The sequence below is a fragment of the Treponema sp. UBA6852 genome, assembly GCA_002449305.1.
GTDB lineage: Bacteria > Spirochaetota > Spirochaetia > Treponematales > Treponemataceae > Treponema_D.
In genome coordinates, this window is the sequence record DKDI01000003.1 from 33,865 (window position 1) to 44,218 (window position 10,354).

9 protein-coding genes are annotated in these 10,354 nt (G+C 39.2%); all 9 read left to right on the plus strand.

Features of this window, described 5'->3' with window-relative positions:
• Window positions 1-14 precede the first annotated feature (14 nt).
• The 9 genes from fliQ (at window position 15) to B3209_RS00400 (ending at window position 10,309) form a co-directional block, all read left to right on the plus strand.
• The gene (gene fliQ / locus B3209_RS00360) at window positions 15-284 is read left to right on the plus strand and encodes a flagellar biosynthesis protein FliQ (protein WP_013701721.1); all 270 of its coding nucleotides are present in this window, start codon (window positions 15-17) and stop codon (window positions 282-284) included.
• Between the two features lies 1 nt (window position 285).
• Window positions 286-1,107 (plus strand): flagellar biosynthetic protein FliR, encoded by an 822-nt coding sequence (gene fliR / locus B3209_RS00365; protein WP_296663554.1) that lies wholly within the window; start codon window positions 286-288, stop codon window positions 1,105-1,107.
• The gene (gene flhB, locus B3209_RS00370) at window positions 1,107-2,204 is read left to right on the plus strand and encodes a flagellar biosynthesis protein FlhB (RefSeq protein WP_296663557.1); all 1,098 of its coding nucleotides are present in this window, start codon (window positions 1,107-1,109) and stop codon (window positions 2,202-2,204) included. The genes fliR and flhB overlap by 1 nt, the downstream gene beginning before the upstream one ends.
• 97 nt (window positions 2,205-2,301) lie before the next feature.
• The gene (locus B3209_RS00375) at window positions 2,302-4,428 is read left to right on the plus strand and encodes a flagellar biosynthesis protein FlhA (protein ID WP_296663559.1); all 2,127 of its coding nucleotides are present in this window, start codon (window positions 2,302-2,304) and stop codon (window positions 4,426-4,428) included.
• Entirely contained in the window at window positions 4,421-5,764 is a 1,344-nt protein-coding gene (locus tag B3209_RS00380; protein ID WP_295799943.1) for a hypothetical protein, read from the plus strand. Before B3209_RS00375 ends, B3209_RS00380 begins: the two co-directional genes overlap by 8 nt.
• Window positions 5,765-5,799: 35 nt before the next feature.
• Window positions 5,800-6,675, plus strand: coding sequence for a MinD/ParA family protein (locus B3209_RS00385; protein ID WP_273353563.1), 876 nt, complete (start codon window positions 5,800-5,802; stop codon window positions 6,673-6,675).
• Window positions 6,676-6,737: 62 nt separating this feature from the next.
• Window positions 6,738-7,475, plus strand: coding sequence for a hypothetical protein (locus B3209_RS00390; protein WP_296663563.1), 738 nt, complete (start codon window positions 6,738-6,740; stop codon window positions 7,473-7,475).
• Between the two features lie 69 nt (window positions 7,476-7,544).
• Window positions 7,545-8,333: an RNA polymerase sigma factor WhiG gene (gene whiG, locus B3209_RS00395; protein ID WP_295799949.1), complete on the plus strand. Its 789-nt coding sequence runs from the start codon at window positions 7,545-7,547 to the stop codon at window positions 8,331-8,333.
• Between the two features lie 8 nt (window positions 8,334-8,341).
• Window positions 8,342-10,309 (plus strand): FapA family protein, encoded by a 1,968-nt coding sequence (locus B3209_RS00400; RefSeq protein ID WP_296663569.1) that lies wholly within the window; start codon window positions 8,342-8,344, stop codon window positions 10,307-10,309.
• Window positions 10,310-10,354 lie beyond the last annotated feature (45 nt).

A 10,354-nucleotide genomic window follows, 5' to 3' on the forward strand; every position in this document is an offset into this window, starting at 1 on the left:
AATGGGAGGAAATTATGTCATTGAATCTTATTAATAATTTAGTTCGCGGTGGAATTTTGCAGGTTTTTCTTATGTGTGCTCCTATTCTTGGCGCGGCTCTTTTGGTGGGACTTATTGTTGCAATTTTTCAAGCTACAACTTCAATTCAAGAGCAGACACTTACTTTCTTGCCAAAGTTTCTTACGATTCTTTTTGTAATTGCTTTGCTTGGCGGATTTATGTTTAATTCTTTGGCTCAATATTTCCGCGGAATTCTCGATTTGATTCCGGCTATGGCAAGATAGAATGCTTGAGCGGATTGTTTCTGATGCGCCTGTTTTTCTCTTTGTTGCAGTAAGATGCTTTGCCACTATAATGACGCTTCCGCTTTTTTCTTCAAGAACTGTTCCAAGAAGTGCAAAAATCGCTTTGGCAGGCTACATGGCGTTTTTTATTTTTCCGCAGATTTCTTTGGCAGACGGAATTTTTTCTTCATATAAAAATTATATTTCACCTGAAGGAAACTTTACGCTTGAATATATTTTCCTGCTTGCCGGAGAAGCGATGATTGGAATAATCCTTGGTTTTTTTGTACAGATTATTTTTGCTTCGTTCAGCACAGCCGGGCAGTTTTTTGCGTTTCAGATGGGGCTTAGCGCGAGCGAAGTTTACGATTCACTTAGCCAGGTTGAAAATCCTCTTATGGGACAGTTTTTTAATTTTATGGCGATGCTTGTCTTTTTACAGAACAACTGGCTTCAAATGCTGCTGTTAAAGGGAATGTCTGAAAGCTTTAAGATTATAAGCGCAATTTCCATAGTAGACAATTCACGTTTTCTTGCGGAATTTATGATGAAGTCTCTTACATTGCTTTTTAAGGATGCGCTGATTATTGCGCTGCCGGTTATGGCATCTCTTTTTTTAATAAATGTTACAGTCGGAATTCTTTCAAAGGCGGCTCCTCAGATGAATTTGCTTTCGGAAGGATTTCCTGTTCTTATGCTGACTGCATATTTTTTAATTTTTGTTCTTGTTCCTCAGTTCATTGAGTTTTTTGAAGGCTGCTTTAAAGGCGGAATTTTTGAAATTGAAAAGCTTTTTATCGGGCTTAAAGGAGGCGGGCAATAATGGACTTGCAGTGGTTCGCCGCGGAAGATGAAGGCAAAACAGAAGAAGCCTCGGAACAGAAACTCCGCAAAGCAAGAAAAGAAGGCCGCGTTGCAAAAAGCCAGGAGCTGAACGGAACTGTTGTTTTTCTTTTTGTTGTCGCAGTTCTTATTTTGCTGGCTCCTTGGTTCTATGACAAAATCTGCGAAATGATGATTTTTTACTTTAACAATGTGACTGCCCAAAAAATTGACGATGCAAGATTTTACTATATTTTTTTGCGGAATCTTCTTCCGATTGTGCTTCCTTTGTCGCTTGCAGGAATTCTTGCTGGCGTCATAATAAATTTGGTTCAGAATAGAGGATTCATTTTTACAACAAAAACAATAGAGCCAAAATTTTCTAAAATTGTTCCTAAATTCGGCGAGTATTTTAAAAAGACTTTATTTTCGATGATGGGACTTTTTAACATTGCAAAGTCGCTTTTAAAAGTTGCCGTTATCGTTGCAATTGCGGTTCTTCTTATCCGCATGGATTTGGCCAAGACTCTTGGATTTTTAAAGGCTGGCGGAGTTGATTTAGCGTTGCGTTCTGTTTCTGGAATGGTTGCTCAGCTGCTTGTTGTTTCCGCTGTTATTTTGATTGTAATCGGCGTGTTCGATTATGTAATGCAGCGCAGGGAATTTAAAGAGCAGATGAAAATGACCAAGCAGGAAGTAAAAGAGGAATTTAAGGAAAGCGAAGGAGACCCGGAAGTAAAAGGCAGGCTTGAATCCGCGCAAAAAGAAATGCTTTCACAAAATATGCCAAAGGCTGTCCGCGAGTCGGATGTTGTAATAACAAACCCTACGCATTATGCGGTTTCTCTTCAGTGGAAGCAGGAGCAACAGGACGCGCCGATGATTACTGCAAAGGGAACTGACAATACTGCTCAGACAATGAAAAAAATCGCCGCTGAAAATAATGTTCCGATAATTGAAAATCGCCCTCTTGCCCGCGGACTTTATGCAGATACCGAAGTTGGCGACATAATTCCTACATCTTATTTGCGGGCTATTGCTGCTGTTTACGCCCAGGTTGGCTTTATGAATAAGGAAAGAAACAAAAAATCCATTTAAAAGTTACTTTTTGCCGTTTTCAAAATTCTTTTTTTGTAGTACAATAGAAAGACATTATATTTCTAAATTGAAGCTTTTTAGTTAGGGTGGGGACTCGATGGCGGAAAAGCGCGGCTCAAGCGGTAGTATTTTAAATTTTATTTTACGCAATTCACTGGCGGTAGGCATTATCGTTGTTGTTTTGTTTATGTTTATTCCGCTTCCAACAGCTTTTATTGATCTTGCAATGGTTATAAACCTTGCGCTTTCTTTTATAATTCTTTTGACCGTTATCTATATGAAGCGTGCTGCGGATTTTACATCGTTTCCGCGAGTCGTCCTTATAACAACTATTTTTGGTCTTGCAATAAATATTTCTTCCACTAGAAATATTCTTGTTCATCCGGTAAAAACTTCTGGGCATATGGCTGGGCAGAGCGAAATGGTTCAGGCGTTTGCAAATATTGTTGCAGGCGATAAAGTTTTAATAGGATTTATAATTTTTATTATTCTGATTGTTGTTCAGGTTCTTGTAATTACAAAAGGCGCAGACCGTGTTTCCGAAGTTACTGCGCGTTTTACATTGGATGCCATGAACAATAAAATGTTTACAATTCAAAATCAGATTAACAACGGTTCTATTACAGAAGAAGAAGGCGAACTGAAAATCAATCAGCTTAGGCAAGAAATCGACTTTTATTCTGCAATGGACGGTTCTTCTAAATTTGTAAGCGGAAACGTAAAGGCTGGGATTTTCATTACAGTTGTAAACCTTATTGGCGGAATTATAAGTGGAACTTTTGCCGGAGCTTCTATAACTGATGCTCTTGACAGCTACGCAAAGCTTACGATTGGCGACGGTCTTATGTCTCAGCTTCCGTCTTTGCTGCTTTCTTTTTCAACAGGTCTTTTGATTACAGGAAGCAACGACGGCGACTTGCTTTCAGATCAGCTCAAAGAGCAGTTTTCTGCAAATGGAACAATTTATGTTATTGTTGGAGCTACATTGGCGGCTCTTGGAATTGCGTTCCATAATGGAGCAACTGCGACTCTTGTTCCGATTGGAATTTTGTTTGTTTTTGTTGGCACTCGGCTTTCGCGCTTAAAGACAAAAGAAGAAGAGCAAAAGGCGGTGGAAGCAGAAAAAGCAAAAAATTCTCCGCAAAAAGGAAATGGCGGTCCTGAAGAAATTTCTCCTGTTGTAAAACTAGACGACCTTTCACTTGAAATTGGATATGCGCTCATTCCTCTTGTTGATGATGAAAAAGGCGCAGAACTTATGTCGCGTGTAAAAAGAATCCGCCGTGAAGCTGCTCTTGACCTTGGACTTGTTATTCCGCCGATTCATATTATGGATCAAATGGAACTTTCGCCGGAAGAATATTCGTTTAAAATCCGCGGAATTGAAGCTGGAAGAGGACGGCTTAAGCTTGGGCATTTTATGTGCCTGAACACTGGAAATGTTCCTAAAGACAGAGAAATTGTCGGGGAAAAAACAAAAGACCCGGCGTTTGGAATGGATGCAATTTGGCTTCCTGATTCAAAGCGCCTTGAAGCAGAAAAAGCCGGCTATGCGGTGATTGACGCTCCTACTATAATTGCAACTCATCTTACGGAACTTATAAGACGAAACGCTTCTAAAATTCTTAGCCGTCAGAGTGTCAGCGCGATTATTGAAGAAATCAAAAAGACGAATCCTGTTGTTGTTGATGAAGTTACAAGCGGAGATCACAGATTCTCTTACGGTGAAATTGAAGCTGTTCTTAAAAATCTTCTTGAAGAGCAGGTCAGCATCCGCAATATGGTTGTTATACTTGAAACTTTGGGAGACTACGGAAAACTTACACGCGATTCTTGGACTCTTACGGAAAAAGTGCGAGAGGCTCTTGGCGCACAGATTTGCCAGCAGTATGCGGATGAAAATAAAGTTCTTCATGTGCTTAACCTTTCTCAGAGCCTTGCGCAGAAACTTCTTGACCATAGAGCAGATATGCCGGGAAAAGGTCCTATTGTTGCATTTGATCCTGTTGACGCAAGAAATTATATTTCTACAATGAGCAATGCTGTTGCCGCTGTCCGTGAAAGAAATTATCTTCCTATTATTTTGTGTCCGTCTGAAGTGCGCCGGCTTGTAAAATCTTCTACTGAGCTTGAAATGCCTGGAATAATTGTTTTGTCTATAAACGAAGTGATGGCTGCTTCGCCAAATATAAAAGTTGAATCTCTTGGAGAAATAAATGGCTGATAATGAGCTTAACACAAATGTCCAAAGCATTACAGGTCGTTCCCGTGATGAATGCATGGATAAACTTTACGACAAATATGGAACAAACTTTCAAGTGCTCGGCTGCAAAACTAGGCTTTCTGCAGGATTCCTTGGATTTTTTCAGCGTGAGCAAATTGTTTTAAGATACCAGGTTACAAATTCTTCATTGGATCAGGTTGCTTTTTCAAAGAAAGTTAATTATCCTGCAAGCTCTAGCTACACAAGAGTTTCTTCAACAGGCGGACTTCCTCTTCAAAATTCTTCTCCTATAATGCATTCTCATCAGGATTCCTTCTTGCAAAAACGCGATGAGTTTTTAACAAAAGTAAACCCAACAGTTACAAATAATCTTCAGATCGGGCAGCTCACCAAGCAGTTCGATCAGTTTAAAAACGAAATGCAGGAGCAGATGAAAACAATTGTTCAGGCTACTTCTGCAGAAAAGGAACATCCTTCTATTCTAAAGATTCAGGATCTTCTTGAAGAAAACGAATTTACAAAGTCTTACATAAAAAAAATGTGTTCCAGAATGAAAAACGAATTCAGCCTTGAAGAACTTGATGATTTTGATTATGTTCAGACTTGTGTGGCGGACTGGATCGGGGAGAGTATTCCGATTGCTTTTGAAGAAAAAAAATCCGCGCCGCAAGTTATTATAATTGTTGGACCTACAGGCGTTGGAAAAACAACTACAGTTGCAAAGATGAGTTCCCGCATTTCAATCGACTATAAAAAGAACCGCGAAAAATATAAGTATCCGCCTAGAATCCGCATGATTACAACAGACACGATGCGTGTTGCCGCTATTGAGCAGCTTAAACGCTGGGCGGAAATTATAAACGTGAATGTTGACAAGGCTGAAAGTTCTGAAGATTTGAAAATTCTTTGCGACAACTATGTTTCTAATTCTGATTATATTTTTATTGATACAAGCGGCTATAGTCCGAATGATTATGAAAACATTGCAAAGATGCGCACCATTCTAAATGTTAAGAATTTAAACGAAAATGTTTACCTTGCTATTACAGCTGGAGTGAGCGCGAAAGACTTGGAAAATATAATCCGCAATTACGAAGGATTTGATTTTAAAAGCATAATCGTTACAAAATGCGATGAAACCACATCTTTTGGCCGTGTCATAAGCGTTTTATCAGAAAAAAACAAGCCCGTGTCATGGATTACGACAGGCCAGGATGTTTTGAATACAATTCAGCGTGCGGATCCAAAATGGTTCTTAAAAAATCTTTCGGGATTTAAAATCAACGCAGAACATATTGAAAAAAAGTTCGGAACTGCCGATAAAGAAGCAGAGTAATCTAAAAATTGAATCAGGGCAATAGGAGAATATAAATGGAAGAACAGGCAAAAGAATTGCGCGCTCTTATGAATGAAGATAATTTCGCTAGACCGGCGGCTCCACATAAAACAAGAATAATTGCCATAACAAGCGGAAAAGGCGGAGTTGGAAAAACTAATATAGCTGTAAACATGGCGATTGCATATTCCCAGCTTGGAAAAAAAGTCATACTTATTGACGGCGACTTGGGAATGGCAAACGTAAATGTTCTTTTGAGCGTTGTTCCGCAGTACAATCTTATGCACGTAATAAACCGTAAGAAAACAATGAATGAAATAATTTTGGATACGGAATTTGGCTTTAAATTTATTGCGGGCGCAAACGGGTTTTCTAAAATTGCAAATCTTTCAAATGACGAGCTTGACTACTTTGCAAAGGAATTTGCTTCTCTTTCAAATGCCGACATTATCATAATAGATACTGGAGCTGGAATTTCAAACAATGTTCTTCAGTTTCTTGCTGCCGCTGATGAAGTCTATGTAATTACAACTCCTGAGCCAACCGCAATTACCGATGCCTATGGAATTATAAAAATAATCACAACAGAGCTTCTTCACAGGCAGATAAATTTAAAGCTTCTTGTAAACAGAGTTCATTCTTCTGATGAAGGAAAGCGCATTTCAGATTTGATTATAAATATTGTAGCGCAGTTCTTGAATTATAAAGTTGAATATATAGGATTTGTTTACGATGATCCTGTTGTTCAGGCTTCAGTTATACGCCAAAAGCCTTTTATGATTATAAATCCGACTTCCAAGCCTGCTGTTTGCCTAAAGCATATTGTGGGCAGAATAGAAAAAACTGATATTCCCTCGGATGCAGGGGTTTCAAACTTTCTTAAGAAGTTCCTTGGGGGCAAGAAAAAATAAATCTTGACCTTAGAGGTGTTTTGCCTTAATCTATAAGAATATAATAAACGGGAGGAAAGAACATGTTCAATTTAAAAAATGTAGCTGCTTCTGCTGGTGTTGGATTTGTTCTGTCTTTCCTTATAAGCATTATTTCTACTCATCGTTTTTTTGTTGCTTCTTTCCGCGGAATTATTTTTGCCGTGGTTTTTGCGCTTTTGGCATTTGCGGCAGGATTTTTGAATAAAAAGTTTCTTTCTGTTGAAACTTTATCCGATTCAAAAGACGAGGCTGGAAAAAAGCCTGTTTCAAAGCCTGGTTCTGTTGTGAATATTACAATAGACGATGAAAATCTTACAGAAGATGAGGCTGCTCCAAGTTTTGATGTGAGCGCAAATAAAAATTTCTTTAATGGCGGCGGATCTGTAGGAACGGCTTCAAAAACAGAAGAAAAAACGGAAGATGCTTCTGCAGCTGATTCTATGCAAAAAGAGGATTCTTCTGTTGATGAGCCTGTAGAAAATGCAGTTCCTGTTGTGGACTCTAGCGGGATAGAAAAAACTGAGCCTGAAACTAAGCCCGTGGCTGCGTCTTCTGAAAAAACTGTCCAGTCGCAGGAAATAGATGCTTTGCCTGATATTGGTGTTTTTTCTGGGGAATCAGATGATGATGAAGGCGTTATAAATGACTCTGATTTTGCTCAAACTGAATCTTCGGAAAAGCTTCCTTCTGCGCCTACAGATGGAAAAGTTTCTGTAGAACAGGATACAAAGACAATTGCAAGCGCAATAAGGACATTGCTAAAAAAAGATGAAATGTAATATGGGGATATTAACGAAAATCTTTGGGAGTGAAACTTCTAAAGGTCTTCTAGCAAGGGTGTGGGATACATGGTAAATCAAATTTTAGATGAAAACGAAGAAGCTGAACTTTGGCATGAGTATAAAAAAAGCAAATCTGTCGCAATAAGAGACCGTTTGATTCGTCAGTATATGCCCCTTGTAAAATGGGTTGCAGGACGAGTTTCCACAGGAATGCCTGACAGTGTGGAATTTGATGATCTTGTTGGATTCGGGCAGTTTGGACTTTTGGATGCCATAAATAAATTTGATATTGATAAAGGTGTAAAATTCAAGACTTATGCAACAACACGCATAAGAGGCGCGATTTTTGATGAGCTTAGAGAATTAGACTGGGTTCCACGTTCTGTGCGACAAAAGTCCCGTGAAATAGAAGACACAATTGTTGAGCTTGAATCTAAGCTTGGACGTACTGCTTCTGACGCTGAAATTGCAAAAGCCATGAACATGACGGAAGCTGAATATCAGTCGGCTGTTATGAAAGTAAGCGGAACAAGTGTTCTTTCTCTGAACGATGTTTGGTATTCAGGAGATGAAAGCGAGCATGTTTCAATCGGGGACAGTATTGAAGCTCCAAACAGCCTTAATCCTGATGTTATCGTTGAGCGTGAAGAAATTCGCAGAGTTATAATTCAGGCTATAAATGAACTTCCTAAAAATGAAAAAATGGTGATTGTTCTTTACTACCACGAAGATTTGTCTTTTAAGGAAATCGGTCAGGTTCTTAATGTAAGTGAAAGCCGTATAAGTCAGCTTCATTCAAAGGCAAATTTACGTTTGCGCGCAAAACTTACAAGTGTCCGCAAAGGAATTTTTTAAGAGGTCTTATGGTAACTCTTGACAAGCTTAGAATAGACATGGAAAAGCAGCTTGCTTTTGACAAGGACATTCATACTGTTGAAGTCCGAGCAGACACATTGGATGAATGTCTTGATGATGCGGCTGTTCAGCTTGATTCAAAAAAAAACAACCTTGAATATGAAGTTATAGAAAGGGGAAGCCAAGGCATTATTGGCCTTATGAAAAAGCCTTGGAGAATCCGTGTATATGAAAATCCTACTGTAATTCGTCAGAAAAAAGAAAAAGAAGCTGCGTCTCTTGCAGGTGATCAGGCTAGCTCAGGCAATGCCGAAAATGAAAGAGTTGACGGAATGTTCTATGTGCATAGATTTGGCTCGCGCATATTTGTTAAAGTTACGTTGCCAAAAGGTTCTGGAACTCCAGTTTCAGCATCGGATCTTATAAATGAAGCCCGGCGGCCTGACAATACTTCGCTTGATGAAAAGCTTTTAAAGAAACTTGCGGAAGACGGCACAGACAACAGCTATATGGAAGTTGGAACTTTTACCCATGTTGCGGCAGGAGACGCTGTTATGGCTGTAGATATTTCCAAGGATGAAATGCAGGCAACCATTACTGTTTCACCTCCGTCTCAAGGCGGTTCTGAAATTTCTGCAGAGAATATAAAGAATGCTTTAAAAACGCAAGGTGTTGTCGCTGGAATTGAAGAAGATAAAATAATTTCGTTTGTTGATAATCCGATTTACAATATGCCTTATGAAGTTGCGGCGGCGATTCTTCCTGTTAATGGAACTGACGCATATATTGATTACAAATTCGAAACTGACAAGACAAAACTTAGGCTAAAGGAAACTGCGAATGGCCAGGTTGACTTTAAAGAGCTTAACCTTATTCAAAACGTTGTTGTTGGACAGCCTTTGGCAGTAAAAGTTCTTCCTCTACGCGGAAAAGGCGGAAAAACTATTCTTGGCCGTTATCTTGAAGCAAAAAATGGAAAAGACATTCCGATTCCGCTTGGACAAAACACAAAGCTTGATTCAGATGGACGCACTGTTATTGCAGAAAAAAACGGAAACGTAACTTTGGTTGGCGACAAAATTACAGTTGAAGAAGTTTACGAAGTTCCAGGCGTTAACATTAAATCTGGAAACATAACTTACATGGGGACTGTTGTTTGCCGCGGAAACGTTGAAGATGGATTCAGCATAAAGGCAGACGGAAACATAGAAATTTATGGTTCTGTTGGAAACTGCCATATTGAAGCTGGCGGCGATATTGTTATTTCTCAAGGTGTGATGGGTCGTGATGAGGGCGAAATAATTACAAGCAAATCTGTCTGGGCAAGATTCCTTCAGAATGTAAAAGTTACAGCGGAAGAATATGTTGTTGTAAACGACAATATCATGAACAGCAATGTTACTGCGATGAAAAAAATTCTCTTGAAGGGAAAGAGAGCTTCTATTATTGGCGGACATCTTTTTGCGACAGAGGAAATTACTGCGAAAAACATTGGCTCTTCTGGCGGCGGAATAGAAACGATTCTCGAAGTTGGTTTTGATCCAAAGGCAAAACTTAGGTTGCAGGAACTTCAGGAAATGCAGTCAAATGTTGTTAAGCAGCTTGAAGAAGTTGACTTGAATATTTCAACGCTGGAAAACCAGAAAAAAGTGCGCCGTTCACTTCCAAAGGAAAAAGAGGAAACTCTTGCGAACTTAAGAAATCAGCGTGTTGATTTGATGGATTCAAGTGAAAAAATGACAACTGAAATTAATGAAATCAACGCTCATAATAGGGAACTAAAAGTTGTTGGGTGTGTTAATGCAAGCGGAACTGTTTATCCTGGCGCAAAAATTCTTGTGCGAGATGAAATTGATGAAGTCCGCTCTGAATGCAAAGCTGTAACTTTCTATTTTGACAGCGGATTTGTAAAACGCAAAAAATATGAACCTGCCCAAGATTCTGATGAAATGGAAAAGCCAGACGGATACAAATAAAAATCTGGCTTGAAGATTCGTTAATAGCCCGAATGTCGAGTTTTG

Coding starts and splice junctions, on each gene's coding strand:
- fliQ (WP_013701721.1), top strand. CDS start 15: ATGTCATTGAATCTTATTAATAATTTAGTTCGCGGTGGAATTTTGCAG.
- fliR (WP_296663554.1), top strand. CDS start 286: ATGCTTGAGCGGATTGTTTCTGATGCGCCTGTTTTTCTCTTTGTTGCA.
- flhB (WP_296663557.1), top strand. CDS start 1,107: ATGGACTTGCAGTGGTTCGCCGCGGAAGATGAAGGCAAAACAGAAGAA.
- B3209_RS00375 (WP_296663559.1), top strand. CDS start 2,302: ATGGCGGAAAAGCGCGGCTCAAGCGGTAGTATTTTAAATTTTATTTTA.
- B3209_RS00380 (WP_295799943.1), top strand. CDS start 4,421: ATGGCTGATAATGAGCTTAACACAAATGTCCAAAGCATTACAGGTCGT.
- B3209_RS00385 (WP_273353563.1), top strand. CDS start 5,800: ATGGAAGAACAGGCAAAAGAATTGCGCGCTCTTATGAATGAAGATAAT.
- B3209_RS00390 (WP_296663563.1), top strand. CDS start 6,738: ATGTTCAATTTAAAAAATGTAGCTGCTTCTGCTGGTGTTGGATTTGTT.
- whiG (WP_295799949.1), top strand. CDS start 7,545: ATGGTAAATCAAATTTTAGATGAAAACGAAGAAGCTGAACTTTGGCAT.
- B3209_RS00400 (WP_296663569.1), top strand. CDS start 8,342: ATGGTAACTCTTGACAAGCTTAGAATAGACATGGAAAAGCAGCTTGCT.